The 17,791-nt window shown below is 59.7% G+C and carries 10 protein-coding genes; 3 read left to right on the top strand and 7 right to left on the bottom strand.

Annotated features, from left to right (window positions below; genetic code table 11):
• Window positions 1-453: 453 nt before the first annotated feature.
• A complete protein-coding gene (gene nadA, locus N2A98_RS20870; RefSeq protein WP_003193840.1) occupies window positions 454-1,512 on the bottom strand; it encodes a quinolinate synthase NadA in 1,059 nt (352 codons plus the stop codon).
• Between the two features lie 516 nt (window positions 1,513-2,028).
• On the opposite strand from nadA, the gene N2A98_RS20875 reads away from it, so the two are divergent.
• On the top strand, window positions 2,029-3,699 hold the full coding sequence (locus N2A98_RS20875; protein ID WP_275623627.1) for a ShlB/FhaC/HecB family hemolysin secretion/activation protein: 1,671 nt from the start codon (window positions 2,029-2,031) through the stop codon (window positions 3,697-3,699).
• A gap of 106 nt (window positions 3,700-3,805) precedes the next feature.
• A complete protein-coding gene (locus tag N2A98_RS20880) occupies window positions 3,806-8,761 on the top strand; it encodes a hemagglutinin repeat-containing protein (protein WP_275622588.1) in 4,956 nt (1,651 codons plus the stop codon).
• Window positions 8,762-8,905: 144 nt separating this feature from the next.
• Here N2A98_RS20880 and N2A98_RS20885 read toward each other — a convergent pair whose 3' ends face one another.
• From N2A98_RS20885 to N2A98_RS20905, 5 genes are all read right to left on the bottom strand, one after another.
• Entirely contained in the window at window positions 8,906-9,367 is a 462-nt protein-coding gene (locus N2A98_RS20885) for an SRPBCC family protein (RefSeq protein ID WP_275622589.1), read from the bottom strand.
• 86 nt (window positions 9,368-9,453) lie between these two features.
• On the bottom strand, window positions 9,454-11,001 hold the full coding sequence (locus N2A98_RS20890) for an MDR family MFS transporter (protein WP_275622590.1): 1,548 nt from the start codon (window positions 10,999-11,001) through the stop codon (window positions 9,454-9,456).
• Window positions 10,994-12,145 carry an HlyD family secretion protein gene (locus N2A98_RS20895; protein ID WP_275622591.1) on the bottom strand — a complete coding sequence of 384 codons (1,152 nt, stop codon included), beginning with the start codon at window positions 12,143-12,145 and terminating at the stop codon, window positions 10,994-10,996. The genes N2A98_RS20890 and N2A98_RS20895 overlap by 8 nt, the downstream gene beginning before the upstream one ends.
• On the bottom strand, window positions 12,142-13,623 hold the full coding sequence (locus tag N2A98_RS20900) for a TolC family protein (protein ID WP_275622592.1): 1,482 nt from the start codon (window positions 13,621-13,623) through the stop codon (window positions 12,142-12,144). The genes N2A98_RS20895 and N2A98_RS20900 overlap by 4 nt, the downstream gene beginning before the upstream one ends.
• A 293-nt stretch (window positions 13,624-13,916) precedes the next feature.
• Window positions 13,917-14,657: a helix-turn-helix transcriptional regulator gene (locus N2A98_RS20905; protein ID WP_275622593.1), complete on the bottom strand. Its 741-nt coding sequence runs from the start codon at window positions 14,655-14,657 to the stop codon at window positions 13,917-13,919.
• A 331-nt stretch (window positions 14,658-14,988) separates the two neighbouring features.
• On the opposite strand from N2A98_RS20905, the gene N2A98_RS20910 reads away from it, so the two are divergent.
• The gene (locus N2A98_RS20910; protein WP_275622594.1) at window positions 14,989-16,377 is read left to right on the top strand and encodes a lipid II-degrading bacteriocin; all 1,389 of its coding nucleotides are present in this window, start codon (window positions 14,989-14,991) and stop codon (window positions 16,375-16,377) included.
• A gap of 887 nt (window positions 16,378-17,264) precedes the next feature.
• Here N2A98_RS20910 and N2A98_RS20915 read toward each other — a convergent pair.
• Entirely contained in the window at window positions 17,265-17,789 is a 525-nt protein-coding gene (locus N2A98_RS20915; protein ID WP_152641087.1) for a hypothetical protein, read from the bottom strand.
• Between the last annotated feature and the right edge of the window lie 2 nt (window positions 17,790-17,791).

Consider the following 17,791-nt stretch of genomic DNA (forward strand, 5'->3'; position numbering starts at 1 on the left):
AGCGGGCTTGCTCGCGAAGGCGGCCTGGCGGTCAACACGGTTGGATTGGGTACATATCCATTGCTGCGGTAACGGCCGCTTAGGGTTCCGCCCTGACGGCGGCTCACTTTTGAACAGCGCAAAAGTAAGCAAAACGCTCTTGCCCCACCACTCGGCACCTCGCCCAGGCTCGGTGTGCCCGTAATCCGCCAGTGATTTGGGGGGCCGCCGCCACGCGCCATCCATGGCGCGGGGCGGCTAAACCGGCATCCCTGCCGGTTTACCCCCCAAATCCCTGTCGAATTCCGGCCAGCGTGGTTTAACGGGGCGCCTAAAATCAAAAGCAGATCAAGATCAAGAGCGGCTCGCTTCGCATCGTGGTTACCGTCGGCTGCTACAGGCTACAACGTTGTGTAGATACCTATGGCTATCGCAGGCAAGCCTCCCAAATTTTGATCAGTGCTCAGTCTCAGATCAGGCGTTGCCGGCCAGTTTCAACCGTGCAGCCTGGGTAAAGTCGAGCATGCGCTTGAGCGGTCGTACCGCCTGCGGAATCACCGCCGGTTCCACGAAGATCTCATTGCTGCCCTCACGCAAACACTGCAACGTACGCTCCAGCGTATTCATCGCCATCCACGGGCAGTGCGCGCAACTGCGGCAGGCTGCGCCGTTACCGGCGGTGGGCGCTTCGACGAAGACTTTGTCCGGGCACAGCTGCTGCATCTTGTAGAAGATGCCGCGGTCGGTGGCGACGATAAAAGTCTTGTTCGGCAAGCGTTGCGCAGCGGCGATCAGTTGGCTGGTGGAGCCCACTGCGTCCGCCAGTTCGATCACCGAAGTCGGTGACTCCGGGTGCACAAGGATCGCCGCATCCGGGTACAGCGCTTTCATGTCTTCAAGCTGCTTGGACTTGAACTCTTCGTGGACGATGCAGGCACCGTCCCACAACAGCATATCGGCGCCGGTCTGACGCTGGATGTAAGTGCCCAGGTGTTTGTCCGGGCCCCAGATAATGGTCTCGCCGTTGTCCATCAGGCTCTCGACGATTTCCAGCGCGCAGCTGGAAGTCACCACCCAATCCGCCCGGGCTTTGACCGCCGCCGAGGTGTTGGCATACACCACCACGGTGCGCTCGGGGTGTTGATCGCAGAACGCAGAAAACTCATCCACGGGGCAACCCAGGTCCAGGGAGCAGGTGGCTTCCAGGGTCGGCATCAGGATGCGTTTTTCCGGCGTGAGGATCTTGGCGGTCTCGCCCATGAAGCGCACGCCGGCTACCAGTACGGTCTTGGCCGGGTGGGCAGCGCCGAAGCGGGCCATCTCCAGGGAATCGGAAACACAGCCACCGGTTTCTTCGGCCAGGGCCTGAATCACCGGGTCGCAATAAAAGTGGGCAACCAGCACCGCGTCCTGAGCCTTGAGCTCGGCGGCAATGGCGGTTCGCAGGCTCGCCTCTTCGGCAGCGCTGAGCACCTTGGGCTGCTTGGCGTCGAGGTGGGCTTGAACCAGTAGGCGTTCGGAAATGTGCGTCATGTTCGCAAGACCTGCAGGCGCAGTAGCGCGAAAGTCGAGTGTACCACCGGCTCCGGAGCCCTTCGGGCGCCGCCGGACGAAGTGTTTTTGTTCATCAAGCACGGGTAAAGCTAAAGCTGCGCAAGGCTACAGAATATCCAATGGATTCAAAAGCCTAATCTGGTGACCAGGCAAAGTGCTCAATCCCTGGCCGTGAAACGCCGATTAGGTGACGCTCGCACAACAATCAAAACCGCCCTGGCCCCTCTCCCGCCTCTGAAAAATCAGGAATATCAGGTCCCCTCACCCCGGCGCGCACTAAATTTGTGCATTTATGCACTGAATTACGCGATTTTTCTTACGTCTTGTGTAATAAATCCTACAGCGATGTAACAAACCGTCGACCACTCACTCAAGTAGGGCAATTACCGCTGAGTTCAACGTTGGCTCAGACGGTATGGATCGTGTGTATTTCTACGTTAAGGATGTCGAGTGCCAAACCTGCTCTCAACCGGACACTTGTGCTGTACCCGGAACCTGGGCATCGCCCTGCTCTGCTTGTGGGCGCTGCCCGTGGCTGGCGCCGAGGCGCCGCAGCCAGGCCAGGAAGCCCTGCGCTTGCAGCAGCAACAGCAACGCGACCTGCAGCAATTACAACTGGAGCAGCGCCAACGCCAGATGCAACGTGGCAGCTTCGGTACACCAGCGGCCACACCGGCCTTGCCAACAGACATCGCCAAGGATGAACACTGCTGGCCCTTGAGCGGTACGCGCCTGGCCGGGGTCACGCTGTTCAGCCGTGCCCAGTTGAATAAACATATCGAGCCCTACGTGGCGCCTTGCATGGGCGTCACGCAGATCAACCGCCTGCTGGCCGAGATCACCCGGCTGTATGTCGAGGCCGGTTATATCGCCAGCCGCCCCTACCTGATCAGTGCGCCCGCCGCCGGGCAACCGCTGGATATTCACGTCGAAGAAGGCTACCTGGAAGCCATCGAACTGGCCGACCAGAGCCTGCCCGTTTCATTAGGCGGGGCATTCCCCGGGATGCTCGGCAAACCCCTGAACCTGCGAGACCTTGAACAGGGCCTGGACCAGCTCAACCGCCTGCGCTCGGTGGACCTCACCGCCGACATCGCCCCAGGCAGCACGGCGGGCGCGTCGCGCATCATCCTGCGCTCGCGCAGCAGTGCCTCGCGCTGGGCCCTGGGCCTGGGGGTGGATAACCTCGGCAGCGCTGGCACCGGGCGTGATCGCAATGCCATCAACTTGAGCCTGGACAGCCCGCTGCAAATCAACGACTCGCTCAACCTGAGCTTCAGCGACACGCTCAACCATGGGCCGCGCTACAGCCGCAGCCACAGCCTGTTCTACTCCATCCCTTACGGTTACTGGACCTACAGCCTGTTCGCCAGCCATGCCGAGTACCGCTCGCCGTTCAAGCTCAGCCGCACCACGTTTTACAACAGTGGCCGCACCGATCAGGTCAGCCTGCGCAGCGACCGCGTGCTGTGGCGCGACCAGGGCCATCAACTGAGCGCCAACCTGCAGCTGGCCTACAAAGACGTCGACAGCTACCTGCAGAAGGTACACCTGGACATCCAGAGCCCCACGCTCACCGTGGCCGAAGCGGGCCTGAACCTGTTCTGGCTCAACAGCGCGGTGTGGAACCTGGACGTCAACTACGCCCAGGGCCTGACCTGGTTCGGCGCCGACCGGGATGCCGACCAAGTGCAGAAAAACCGGCCCAAGGCGCAGTTTCAAAAGTACCGCGCCAACCTCACCCAATGGCGCAACGGCCAATGGTCAACGCAGCCATGGCAGTGGCAAAGCCAGTTGTCGGTGCAATACAGCCCGGATGCATTGCCCGCCATCGAACAACTGCTGATTACCGATGACTCGGCTGTGCGCGGCTATCGCGAAAACAGCAGCTCCGGTGCTATTGGCGCGGTATGGCGCAACACCTTGCGCCTGCCGCTCAACACTGACTTACCGGTAAAGCTCACCCCGCGCCTGGGCCTGGACAACGGCTGGGTCAAGCACGAACACGGCGCCCAGAGCCAACGCCTGAGCGGCGCCAGCGCGGGGCTCAACCTGAGCTGGAAGAACGTGCAGCTCGACGTCGATTACCAACGCAACCTCAACACCCCCACAGGTTTTCGCCAGGAGCCGGAGGTCTGGCTGACGCGCCTTAGCGTGCAGATATGAGCCCACACCCGTGTTTAGCCTGAGTCACCGCCGTACCTGACCACCCCAGCAGCGTTGCAACGCACAACGCGCGTCGTGGATCAGCCAACACAGAGCGAGATTATTTATGCCGACTACTCCACACAGCTTCCACCTTTCACCCCAGGGCAAACTGCGCTGGGCCATTGCCAGCCTGTTCCTGCTGCCACAGCTCGCGCTCGCCGCAGGCTTGACCGTCGTCGAAGGCCCTGGCGGCACGCCGCAACTGCAAAACCAGGGCGGTGTACCCATCGTCAACATCGTCGCACCGAACGCCGGTGGCCTGTCCCATAACCAGTTCCTGGACTACAACGTCGACCGCCAGGGTGTGGTGTTGAACAACGCCTTGCAGGCCGGCCAGTCCCAACTCGCCGGGCAACTGGCGGCCAACCCGCAGTTCCAGGGCCAGGCGGCGAGCGTGATCCTCAACGAAGTGATCAGCCGCAACGCCTCGACTCTCAACGGCGCCCAGGAGATTTTCGGCCAGGCGGCCGATTACGTGCTGGCCAACCCTAACGGCATTTCGGTGAATGGCGGCAGTTTCATCAACACGCCCAATGCCAACCTGGTGGTCGGCCGCCCCGAACTCAACGACGGCAAGCTGCAAGCCTTGAGCACCCGCGATGCCAACGGCCAACTGACAGTGCAAGGCCAGGGCCTGCAAAACCGTGAAGGCTCCATCAACCTGATCGCGCCGCGCATCGACAGCGAAGGTCGCCTCAGTGCTCGCGATCAATTGAACCTCACGGTGGGCCGCAATCAGGTCGACTTCGCCAGCGGGCAAGTGCGCCAGGTGGACCCGGCCAGCAAGACCCAGGACCAACGCATCGACGCGCGCCTGTTCGGCGCCATGCAGGCCGGGCGCATCAACATCATCAGCACCGCCGAAGGCGCCGGTGTGCGTGTGGGCGGCGTGCAGGTGCAAGGCACTGACGGGGTGAAGATCAGTTCGGCCGGTGACCTCGATATCAGCGGCCAGGTGCGTGCCGACAGCCTCGACGCCACCCGCGCTGGCGTGCACAGCCGCCAGGGCGATATCGACTTGCACAGTGCCAAGGACTTGAACCTGGCCGCCACCGACGTCAGCGGGCGCAACGTCAAACTCGACGCCAGCCGCAACCTGACCCTCAGCAGCCTGGAAAGCCGCAAGCTCCAGGAAAAGCGTGAGCAGTGGAACAACAGCAACTTCCTGTTCACCTACGAAACCTACGACCGCACCACCACCGACAAAGACTCGCGCCAGCACGGCAATAAGGTCGTGGCGCAACAGGATGCCGCGCTGTCTTCCGGCGCCAATACCGAGATCAAAGCCAGCCATGTGGAAGCGGGCAACACCCTGCGCGTCGACAGCGGTGCCGACCTGCACGTTAACGCCGCCACCGAAACCCATGAAACCCGCGACCAAGGCAACCATCGCAAACACCTATGGAAAGCCAACTGGGATAAATCCAGCAGCGAACAACGCAGCATCACCAGCAGCCTCAAGGCCGGCAAGGCACTGGAGCTGACCAGCCAACAGAAGCTGCAATTGCAAGGCGCCGAGCTGAAAACCCCCGGCGATATTCAACTGGCCGCCCGGCAGGTGGAAATCACCAGCGCCAGCCGTACCCAGAGCAGCCGCGACAACGCCTACTCCGGCGACCTCACCGGCGGCAGCTTCTTCGGCAAGAACGGCGACGGCAACCAGGGCAAGACGTCGAACACCGGCAGCAAGGTCAACGCCGATGGCAAGCTGATCGTCAAGGCCGACGACGTGCGCATCAGCGGCAGCCAGGCCCGGGGCGGCAAGCAGGCCAGTGTCATCAGCGACAAAGGTTCGCTGGTGATCGACGGCGTGCAGGACACCTCCCACGACAACCGCTACAGCAATGACAGCAAGTTCTTCGGCATCTCCAAGGATGAAAGCCGCAAGAACCTCAAGGACAGCACCGTGGTCGCCAGCGACCTGCGCTCGGACAGCAACCTCAAGCTGCAAAGCGCTCAGGACATCCGCGTCAGTGGCTCTCAGGTGTCGGCTGGCGGCGAACTGCAGGCGGATGCCAAAGGCGATGTCAAGGTCGTTGCCGCCGAGAACACCACCCATGACACTACCCGCACCCATACCCGTGGCTTCGATGGCTACGCCAAGGAAACCGAGGGTGTCAGCCGCCAGTACCGTGCGGGCTTGAGCTATGAAGACCAGCAGCAAACCCGCACGACCGACACCACCGAGCAGCAGGCTTCCAGCCTCAAGGGCGGCAGCGTCGTGGTAAAAGCCGGTGGCGATGTGAGCATCCAGGGTTCGGACCTCAAGGCAAACGCAGGCGATGCCACCGTCAGCGGCAAGAACGTCGAGCTGTTGGCCGCCCACGACAAGCGCACCGAAGCCGTCGACGAAACCACCACCGGCGGCAGTTTCTACTACACCGGCGGCATTGATCGCGCAGGCAGTGGCGCTCAGTTCAGCCACCAAAGCAGCCAAGACACCACTGAAAAAACCACCGCGCAAACCAGCGCCGTGGCCGCGACCGGCAAGCTGACCATCAACGCTGGCAACACCTTCACCAGCGAGGGTGCACAGGCCAAGGCCGGCGCCGAGCTGCAGGTCAACGCTGGCCAGATTAACAACCAGGCCGCCCATTCCACCGAGACCAGCACCCACAAGGAAAACGGCTGGACCGCCGACGTCGGCGCCAATGTGGAATACAAAGGCATTACCCGCCCGATCGAAAAAGCCGTCGAGGGCGTGGCCCAGGCCAAGTTCCATCAGCCCGGTTTGCTGGACGCGTTCGAGCAACCCAATGTCGGCCTGGATGTGGAAGTCGGCCACACGAACAAAACCGGCACAACGCAGGACAGCACCGCCGTGGTCAGCCAGTTCAGTGGCGCCACGGTACAGGTCAATGCAGCCGGCACGTTGCAGGACGAGGGCACCCAGTACCGCGCCACCGAGGGCGGGCTGAACATCAAGGCCGGCGAGCACCTTGCCACGGCAGCGGCCAACACCCACAGCAGCAGCGAGCAAAGCGTGGACGCCAAGGCTGGCGTGCGGGTCTACACCACCACCGGTGAAGACGTGAACGTGCGCGGCAGCGGCCTGGGCGGCAGCAGCGATGTGCGCGAATCCACCCGCACAGCAGTAGTCGGTAGCTATGTGGCCAGCCAAGGCGTGAGCATCGAGGCCAAGGGCGATGCCCGTTATGAAGGCAGCCAGTTCGACGGCGGCCAGGCCGGGGTCAACCTCAAGACCGGCGGTGAGCTGGCGCTCAACCAGGCCACCGACACCCAGAGCAAAAACAGCAGCACGCTGCGCGGCAACGGCTCACTGACGGTGGGCACCGCACCCGGCGCCAATGGCAGCAACGTCAACCTCGGTGCCGGTGTGCAGCTGGATAACAAGCGCCTGGACACCCAGGACAGCCAAGCCCAGGTCGCGACCATCCGGGGCAGCGGCCCCGTGCAGCTCAGCAGTGGCGCTGACATGACCCTGCAAGGCACGCAGATCGGCAGCACGGGCGCGAAGGCTGGCGATATCAGCCTCAGTGCCGGCGGCAAGCTGAACCTGCAAGCCGCCACCGACAGCCACGTCAGCAATGGCAGCAACCTGGGCGGCGGCCTGACCCTCGGCGCCGGCAAGACCAGCAGCGCCGAAAGCAGCAGCAAGACCGGCAGCCTCAGCGCCAACTTCAACATTGGCAAAGTGGCAGAAAACGACCAGAGCGCCGTCGTCGGGCAGTTGCACAGCAGCGGCAACGTCAGCCTCGCCAGCGGCGCTGATGCAACCGATGCCATCCACTTGCAGGGCACTCAGGTCAGCGCAGCCAGCGTTAGCCTCGATGCGCAAAATGGCGGCATCCTGCAGGAGTCCGCGCAATCGACCCAGGCCCATAACAACTGGGGCGTGACCCTGGGCGCAGGCGGCAGCGTCGGCAAAACCACCCTGGCCGACGCCGGTGAACATGAGACACCCAAGACCCAGCGCGGCATCAATGCGCGGGCCAAGGTCGATGTGGATCACTTGCAAGGCACCACGCAGCACAACAGCGTGATCACGGCGGGTGACGTCACCCTCAACAGTGCCGGCGATACCCATCTGGCCGGAGCGCGTATCGACGCCGACAAGGTGAGCGGCACGGTGGGCGGCGACCTCGTCGTCGAAAGCCGCAAGGACCACGTCAACAGCACCCAGGTGAATGTCGACGCCAGGCTGGATGTCGAAAAAAACCAGCCGGGGGTGGTCGATAAACTGGCCAAAACCACCGGCCCGCTCAAGGACAAGGTGCAAGCCAAGGCTGAAGGCGCGTTCGACAAGCATCGCGACAAGTTGGAGAACGTCGTCGACAAAGGCACCGGGCATCTGGCTTCGGCCAAGGACAGCGTGGTCAACAGCGTGGTCAATGCCAAGGAACGCCTGGGCGAAAAACTCACCCGCAGTGGCAGCTACGACGTGAACCCAGAGCCCCGTGGCGCCTTCGGCACTCGCGTGGACAAGGCCAAGGCTTACCTGGCAGACAAGACCGATGCCCTGGGCACACGCCTGTCTGGCTTCAAGGATAAGGTCTGGCCAAAAACCAGCGACAGCTACACCGTCAGTGGCAAAGACACCACCGGCAGCACGGTGGCCAATACTGCCGAGAACGTGTTGTTCGGTGACAAGAGCGGCAACACCAGCTACACCCCGACCCTGTATCTGGATGTCAGCCATGTGGTCAAAGACAGCGTCACCCAGGCGTCAGGCATTCGCGCAAGCCAGGGCGTCAACCTGCAGGTCAAGGGTGATACGCAGCTCACGGGCGCGCGGATCAGTGCGCCCAATGGCAAGGTCGAGCTGGGTGGCTCCAAGGTCACCGCAACCACACTGGCCGGCAGCGACTACCGTGCCGATGTCGGGCTGAACGTTTCGACGTCACCGGTCAACCTAGCCCTGGGTGCCAAGGATGAATTGACCCAGAAACATGACGACGCCACGCGCAAGGACCAAGCCTTCAACCTGGGCCCGCTGCGCGCGGGTGGGCACAGTGAAAGCCAGGCCTTGCAGGCGGGGATTGATCAGGCCATCAACTAAAGGGTAATGCCCACCCCACTGTAGGAGCGAGCTTGCTCGCGAAGAACGTCAACGATGACGCTGGCATGCTCAGAGTACGCGGCGTCCTCGGATTTTTCGCGAGCAAGCTCGCTCCTACACCTAGGCACATTTTCAGCGTGCCCGTCAGTTGAAGAGTGCCTGTAGGTTCTTCATCGCGTCATCGGCAAAGCCTTGCAGGAAGGCTTCGAACGCCGGTACGTCTTCCTGGCCGTCCGCGTAGGGCTGGCCAATGATGGTCCAGGTCGCCAGGCTCTGGGTCGGTCCTTGGGGCACCACTTCCATCTGCGCCCACAGGTTGCCAATGTTCAGGGAGGTGTAAATCAGCGACCAGGTCATGGTCATGGCTTGATCGTCATGGCTGTTGAGTTGCTCAATCACCACATTGCCGTCCTTGAACAACTTCTTGCGTACCGAACGCACGCCCTCGCCGGTCATCTCGATATGAGACAAGGCCGGAATAAACTTCGCGAAACCGGCGAAATCGCCGACCACATTCCACACGCTGCGAGCATCGCCGTTCACGCTGACGCGGGCGACGACAGGGTTGCCGACTGGGTGACGAACCAGGGTATCGGGTTGTTGCATAAGAGAGCTCCTTTTTTCCGGGGGGCGGATAGTGGGCGCCTACCCAACGCAGTGAGCTGTACACATTCAACACCTGCTTGGCGTGGTTATGCGTTTTTGGCTGACTGCCGTAATGCCAGGGCCGCGACACCGCACACGATCAACGCGACATAGGCCACGTAGAACGCATCGCTGTAGGCCATCAGGTACGCCTCGCGCCGCACGGTGTGGATCAAGCCGTCGATCACCTGCTGTTGAGCGGGTAAGAGCTGGTTGAAGATGAAAGCCTCGCTGTCGGCCATGCTCGCGCGCAGGCGTTCTTGCAAGGAGGGGGAAAACAGCGTGATCGACTCCCCTACCCGCTCAGAGTGAAAGCGTTCGCGCATGGCCACGATCTGCGTCAGGCCCGCCGTGCCCACGGCACCACCCAAGTTGCGCAGCATGGAGAACAAGGCCGAGGCCGAGCCGGCTTCATCTTTGGCCAGGCCAGACACCGCCAGCACGGAAAGCGCCACCATGATCAGCGGCTGCCCGATGCCCCGGACCACGGTGGACGGAATAATCACGTTGGCGGCGCTGTCCACGTCCAGGTGCGCGCCGAGATAGCACCCCAGGGCCATGATGAAAAAGCCACTGGCGACCATCAGTTTCGGGTTGAGCCACTTCATCAGGCGCGGCATGAACGGCGCCAGTACCAGTTGCACCATGCCGTAGGCGATCAGGCTGATGCCAATCTCCCGGGCGTTGTAGCCCTGCAACTGAGACAGGTAATTGGGCACCAGGAACACAAGGCCGAAGGTGGCCGCGCCGAAGATAAACATCGCTGCGCTGGCCACGCCGAAGTTGTAGCTCTTGAGCAGGCGCAGGTTGATGAAGGCGCGGCTGCCATACAACTGCGACAGCACGAAGTACACCAGGGCCACGCCGGCAATCAGCGACATCCACACGATGAAATCGGAGCCGAACCAGTCTTTGCGGCCGCCTTCTTCCAGCACGATCTGCAAGCCACCCAGGCCGACGATCATGGCGATGATTCCGCCCCAGTCACCGCGCTTGAGCAGGCTTAACTGAATGGGTTTGGCATCGATCGACCATGCCACCGCCAGCAGCAAGAGAATGCCGGGAGCCAGTTGCAGATAGAAGATCCAGCGCCAGGAATAGGCATCGGTCAGCCAGCCGCCAATGGACGGCCCGGCGGCCTGGGCGACGCTGTTGGACAGCGCGAACAAGGCCATGCCCATCGCGATTTTGCTGGGCGGCAGCTCGGTGATGATCAGTTGGAATGACAAGGGGATCAGCACTGCGCCGGCAGCGCCCTGGATCACCCGAATGATGATCATCACTTGCAGGTTGGGCGCCCAGGAGCAGGCAATGGAGGCCACCAGAAACACAAACGAGCCCACGAGCATCACCCGTCGCAGGGAGAACACCTGCACCAACCAGGCGGTCAGCGGAATCATCACAATTTCCGCGACCAGGTAGGCGGTGGAAATCCACGAGCCTTCCTCGAACGTCGCCCCCAGGGAGCCTTCGATTTCCGGCAGCGCGGCGCTGGTCACGTGCACGTTCATGCCGGCCATGAAACAGCCGAACAGCCCACCGATCACCGCCACCCAGGCGCGAAAGGAGACGCTCTTTTCAGCCGCTTCAGTCATGTGTAGCGCCCTGCTCATCTGGGCGGGTGTCCACCGTGGTGATCACCGACATGCCCGGCAGGATAGGTCCGCCTTCGTCATGTTCATCAATGACGATCTTCACGGGAAAGCGTTGCACGATCTTGGTGAAGTTGCCGGTGGCGTTGTCCGACGGCAACAGCGCGAACACCGCCCCGGAACCCGGCGAAAAACTCACCACATGGCCTTTGAGCTTGCGTCCCGAATAACTGTCCACGCTGATATCCACCGGTTGGCCGGCACGCATATCGCGCAATTGGGTTTCTTTGTAGTTGGCCACGACGTAAGCCTGCTGCAAAGGCACCACCGCCAGCAGCGGCAACCCTGGCGCGACGTATTGGCGGGTACGCACTTTGCGCTGCCCCACCACGCCGTCGATGGGCGAGCGGATCAAGGTGTCTTCCAGAGCATGCGTTGCCAGGTTCAACTGCGCCTCGGCCTGGCTGCGCCGGGCTATCTGCTGCTGGAACGAGGCCTGGGCCAATTGACGGCGGGTGACGGCCACGGTCAAGTGCGTTTCCTGTTGGAGCTGCATCGCTTTGGCAATTTCCACCGCAGCATTGGCCTGGGTGTAACTGGCGGCGGCCGTTTCCAAGCGCTGGGCGCTGGCGGCGTGATCGCGCACCAAGCCTTCGTAGCGGCGCTGATCCAGGCTCGCACGGCGCAATTCAGCGGCCACGCTGCGGGCGTGGGCCTCGGCCTGGGCAACGCCGGCTTTTTGCTGGGCGATCAGGCTGTCGGTGACGTGCAGGTTGGCCTCTTGCGCCGCCACCGAGGCTTGGGTTTCGGCCAGTTGTGCGCGGGCCTGTGCCAAGCGGGCCTGGTAGTCACGGTCCTCGATGCGCACCAGCACATCCCCTGCTTTGACCGGCTGATCATCCTCTACCATCACTTCGGCCACATAGCCTGAGACCTTCGGGCTGATGGGAATCCAGTCGGCCCGCACATAGGCATCATCGGTCTGTTCCAGGTAGCGGCCGACCGTCATCCAGTACAGGCCGAACACCGCCGCCGCGATTAACAGCGCGGCGCCACCCAGCAAGAGCAGCTGCCTTTTGCGCCGTGAGTTGTGCTCAGCCACCTGTTCATCCTGGACAGCAGTTGTTTCATCAACGGCGATATTCATGGCTGGGTACCGGAAAAAGTAGTGTAAGTGGGGGTGGGAGTTGAAGGCTGCCAACCGCCGCCAAGGGCACGAAACAGACTGATCTGGCGTTGCAGTAACTGGCCATCGGCGTCGGCCCGCGTGGCCTGCAAGCGGATCAGCTCACGTTCGCTGTCCAGCACGTCGAGAAAGTCGATCGCCCCCGCCTCATAGTTGAATTGGGCCAATGTGTAAGCCTGGCGGCTGCTCTCCAGCGCCTGGCTCAGGGCCGCGTGGCGCTGGCGTTCGCCGTCGTATAACGCCAGGGCCTGGCGCACCTCCTTGAGGGCCTTGAGCACGCTGGCCTCAAACTGCGCCACCTCCCCTTGCTCAAGCGCCCGCGCCTGTTGGACCCGCGCACGGTTGGCCTGCCAATTCGGGAACTGCCAGGTGATCAGCGGGCCGATGCCGAACATCAGCGCGCTGCTGTCGCCCAGCTCATGGGGTTTATTGGCCGAGGACGACACTGAAGCGCCGAAGGTGACCTTGGGGTACAGGTCGGCCTGGACGATATCCACTTGCAGCGTGGCCGCCTGCAACGCTCTCTCGGCCTGCCGAATGTCGGGGCGGCGCGCCAATAATTGCCAGCCATCGTCCACCGGCAACTCGGCATTGAGTTGGGGCACCACTTCACAAAGCGCGGCGCCAGTGCCTTGGTCCAGATCAGCCACGCCGGTGAGCATTGCCAGCTCGTACAACGCGGCTTGTCGACGCCCCTCCAGCATTGGCAACAGCGCCTGGGTTTCGCCTTGCAGGGCGTGCATGCGGCTGTATTCAAGGTCCGTCACCACACCGGCCTGGCGCTGGCGATCAATCAACGCCAGGCTGCGCCCTACCACGTCCAACGAATGGCGCTGGACCTTGGCACGCGCACCCAGCGCGCAGGCATTCACATAGGCGCGAGTGGTTTGTGCCGCGACCGTGATGCGCAGCAGGTCTTCGGCATCCTGCGCCGCCGCGGCTTGCACCTGAGCCCGTTCAATGGTGCGCTGAACCTGGCCCCACACATCCACTTGATAAGCCAGCTCCAAGCCTGGGTTGAAGGCCCACTCCGACGGCGCATGGCTGTCGGTGGCCTTGGCCAGGGTCTGGTCATCGGCGGTCTTGCCGTAAGCGGCGCCCACTGACGCCTGGGTGGACGGCCAGCGCTCGGCATCGGCCTGCATGATGCCGGCCAGCATCGCCTGCACATGGGCCTGGGCCGCTGCCAGGTCGCGGTTGTGCAGCAACGCCTGTTGCACCAGCGCATCGAGTTGCGGATCGTTGTACAGCTGCCACCAACGCTCGGGCAATGCCTGGGCCGACACGCCTTGCGGCAGGCGACTCAGGGCATTGATGCGTTCCGGATGGGGCTGCGCCGGTGTATGGGCGATCCAGGACGAACACCCCGCCAACAACGCCACCGCCAAGCCGAGCAGCGAGAGACGGCCATGCCGTGGGGGAAAAGAAGGCGAACCCATCGAAGAAATCCAGAAGGCCAAGTAGAGACGCAGGGTAAAAGCGCAACGGGGTGCGCATCTCCCGAGTTCTGGACAACCATCGTTTTGATTGGGACAAGGTGGGACGGCGCTTCTGAATCGCGGCCACTGATGGCGTCGAACTCTCGTTCAAAAATGTGGGAGCGGGCTTGCCCGCGAAGGCGGTGTGTCAGTCGGTGCATCTGTTGCTGCACTACCGCTTTCGCAGGCAAGCCAGCCACATTGGACCTTCGTCGCCCCTCGCCAAAGGTCCAGTCACGGTTATCGCAGTGAATTCAGACCAGGCGGCAGTGACTCGGCGTGTAACCCAGGGTGCGCTTGAACATCGCGGTAAATGCACTCGGGCTTTGGTAACCGTGCTCCAAGGCCACCTCCAAAATGGAGGCCCCACTGGCCAGCCGCTGCATGCTGAGCAGCAACCGCGTGCGCTTGCGCCACTCGCCGTAACTCATGCCCAACTCTTTCTGGAACAGCCGAGCCAGGGTGCGCGAACTCATATTCAGTTGCGCCGCCCAGTGTTCCAGTTTCGACTCCTGGGAAGGGTTGTCGATAAAATCCGCGCACAGCGCCTTGAGCCTGGGCTCATCCGGAATCGACACATGCGCCAGCACCCGCTGCGCGCGGTCGAGCTCGGAGAAAATCAGCTCGACAATCTGCACATGACGCAACGACGCCGGCTGGCTGTCAGGCTCATCGCCAGCAGCCACAATCAGCTCGCGCAGCAAGGGTGAAACCCTGATCACCTCACACGCCTGCGCCAACCGACCGTGCGCCCCCGGCGAGATCAACAAGGTGCGCATACGCACCTCGCCGGTCATGCGGATCTGATGCTCCATCGCCGGGGGCACCCACAGCGCGTGCCCGGAAGGCAGCACCCAGGTTGTCTGCTGCACCGACACCAGCATCACACCGTTGATGGCATAGACCAGTTGGCCCTCATCATGTCGGTGGGCAGGCACTATGTCGCCGTGAAGATAGTTACCGGCGAGGGCTGCCAAGGGGGTATGCGCGTTCATCTCAGGAGGCCACCGCAGCGTTCGCTCGTCGTGAGGGAAGCGAGCTATGTCGGAAATTGCAGGAAGAGGCTGTGAGCATCGTATCGTTCCTCCTTTTTAGGACAAACCGCCGGGTACGCGGGGCGTTCGTGAGCACGGAAAATAAACCGCACATCAGAAAAATGCATAAATGCATATAATCGCCTTGCAAATAAAACTGTACGGATACACAGTATTGGCAGGCTTCATCTTATGCCGATTATTCGCTACCAACGAGCAGCGCGGCGAGGCCGAATCAGAGGGGTAATTCCCAACCATTGACCGAAATATATATCGATAAGGATATCGACTCATGACTATCGTCCTTCCACCAATCGTCGTCACGGCCACCGAGCCTGGTTACCCGGCCAATCCAGGAGGCCTGCCGTTTCCTGCGCCGAACCCGGCAGTTGTGTTCCAAGGGCAGATGCTGGAACGCTTTGCTTATTATCGCCAAGGGCTATGGCGCGAGATGCTAATCAAAATCGCCAACGAGCAGGTCACCTGGGGGATAACCGGTGGGCCAGCGCCAGGGATCGTCCATGACTTGCAATCGGTGCCGTTTGCAGACAGCTACCTTTACTTTAATCCGGGTCTGACTTCTGGTCATGGTCTCAATTACGCCCAGCAATATTTCCATTCAGGTGGCGTAACCTCCTCCCCAGGCCTATCGGGCGGTGACCTGACTCCGGTCGCAGCCGTTGGACATTTTCTTTATGGCAAAGGCACTCCAACCGAGACCTCAATCAACCTGTTCGGGCTGAACTCACCGGGCATCTCAAGTGCTGTGTTCAATGATGTTCTAGCCACAGCGCCAATTGGAACGTCGCCGATTTCCATTGGCAACATTCCTTTTACCCCAGACGTTACGTCCTGGCAGCTTGCAACATGGATAGACAATCTTTCCCTGACCTTGCAAGGCACCCTCAATAAGAGTCCGGACGGTAGTTATCAATTTACCGGCTCCGTGTCCGCAGCCAACCACACGTACGATTCGATGCCTGCCGGTTTTAAAGCGGCCATCGGCGAAGCGGCTGCTAACACGCTTCAAAGCGTACTGGACGCTCATGGCGCTATGCCCTTTGAGGTTGTGATAAAAGGCGAAACCGCAGTTACCGTTACAAAAGAACTCACACCCGACGAAAAGGCTGCCTATACAGATGCTGTCAGCTTCGTATCGACTGCCAATGAACACATGCTTCAAAAATATGGTGCCAACTTGAGCAAAGTCGCCCAAGACATGCAAGCTGAAATCTCTGGCAAGAAAATCAGAAGTTATGCAGAGGCAATGGCCACCTTTGAGAAAGTCAGTGCCAACCCCAGAATGAAATTGAATGCGTTGGACACGCAAGCAGTAGTCGATGCGCTAAATGCTCTGGATAAAGCGACGTTCGCGGATAACATCACCCGTTTGGGGAAAGCATTCGGTGTAGTCGGTAAAGTAGTACAAGCAGAAGCCATCCGAGAAAAAACCGTCTCCGGTTTTCAAACCGGCGACTGGAAGCCTCTCATGCTTGAGCTTGAAGCAATGGCGGTCGGCACCGGTGCGGGAATTTTGGTCGCCACCAGCATGGCGTTCTTTTTCCCCGTTTTTGCGTCGGCTGCCGCAGGAGTCGTCGTGGTTGCCTTGATGATGGCAGCAACGGCTGCCTATTTTGATGCTGCCAAGGTCGATGAGATCAACAACATGATTCTTAACTAAAACAAAGGGTCCGGGCAGGCCGAGCCTTGTCCGGACCCAAGCGTGTTAGCATTAAAAATCGTACATCAGGACTCCAAAAAATGAACAAAAAAATCAAACAATCCATACCGCTGCCCTATTTGTTCATTGCACTAACCATGGTACCTATATTTCTCATAGCTTTTTTCTTTCCTGCAAACGCTACATCCGCGCCCTTCACAAGGATTGAAAGTTTCATAAACACCTACCTGCTCGGTCTGGTAGGGTTTTGGTCGTCTAACTTCCCTTTCAGCTCCAAGGTCATAACAAACTACATTGGCTTGCTCGGTCCGATATTTGCGGCAATCTTTTTCTTGAAGGTACGCAAGGGGATGGTCATCGATGCTGATCAATATGCAACCATGACAATCACCAAATATCTATTCAGCTCAGTAGTTTTATTGTGCTTTATCTACATGATCGTATCCGTGAGCTATTTTTACCCGCACGACCTAGCCGCTCACAATTTGAAATGGGGGTTATTCGGGAAAAACATACTTACCTATGCGCTTTTTTCCTCGGGCATACTATTCATTACCTACTTCATTACTTTGATTTTATATTTCACACTCTTATACATACCAAAAATATTGATAAATAGAAATAAAGGACTTTAGCCCCCCATCTTTATGCAAAAAAATAGAATATTCTATAGAGACTCACTCACTGCATCTAAAGACCTTATCAAAATTAAACTTCAAAACTAGTCAATGAAAGACAATTTAAAAACGGTGTATAGACACGCTGACTAAGCCTTTTTTCCTCATTCCATTACGTACTCCTTAAAAACAGATCAAAAGATGTAAACCTATTTCAGGACTAGACAGTAAGTGCCATTCAAATCTGTCCCCTTTTCTGCCAAAAAATAGCTATCGAAGTGACCAGTTATGTATGGATATGAATTGAATGGCTTGCTCTGGGGCATGCTCCAAAGATGCCCTGTAGTCTGTTACAAAGCTAATCCCCTCCAATATTTTCTCATCTTTCACAAGAAGAAAATCATCATCCATATCATTGAATAAAATATCAAACCCGCCATCAGGAGGCCGTAAATCATCCCCTGGCTTTATCCCATTAAAGCTTCCTCGATATCCTTTGCCAACAGCCACTCTATAAAGCCTGCCCCCCCCTTCAAAATACAAAGATATAGTTTCATTCAAATAAACATACGAGAAAACCGTTTCATCCAGCTCAATAGCTGAACCACACTTCAACCTCAACCCGACCCAAGAACTATTTTGAGCAAGCACATTATCTACCGATGAATCGGACTCGTACCAACTCACTGCTCCGATTTTCTTCACAACCGTAGAGATAGATTCTCCAAGCTCGAAACCTGCCGCACTTACCCCAGGAATAAGGCTCGCATCCAGGTCTGGACAATAGGTACTCACTG

Origin of the sequence: Pseudomonas sp. FJ2-5-13, from assembly GCF_029201605.1 — a bacterium.
Taxonomy (GTDB): domain Bacteria; phylum Pseudomonadota; class Gammaproteobacteria; order Pseudomonadales; family Pseudomonadaceae; genus Aquipseudomonas; species Aquipseudomonas lactis.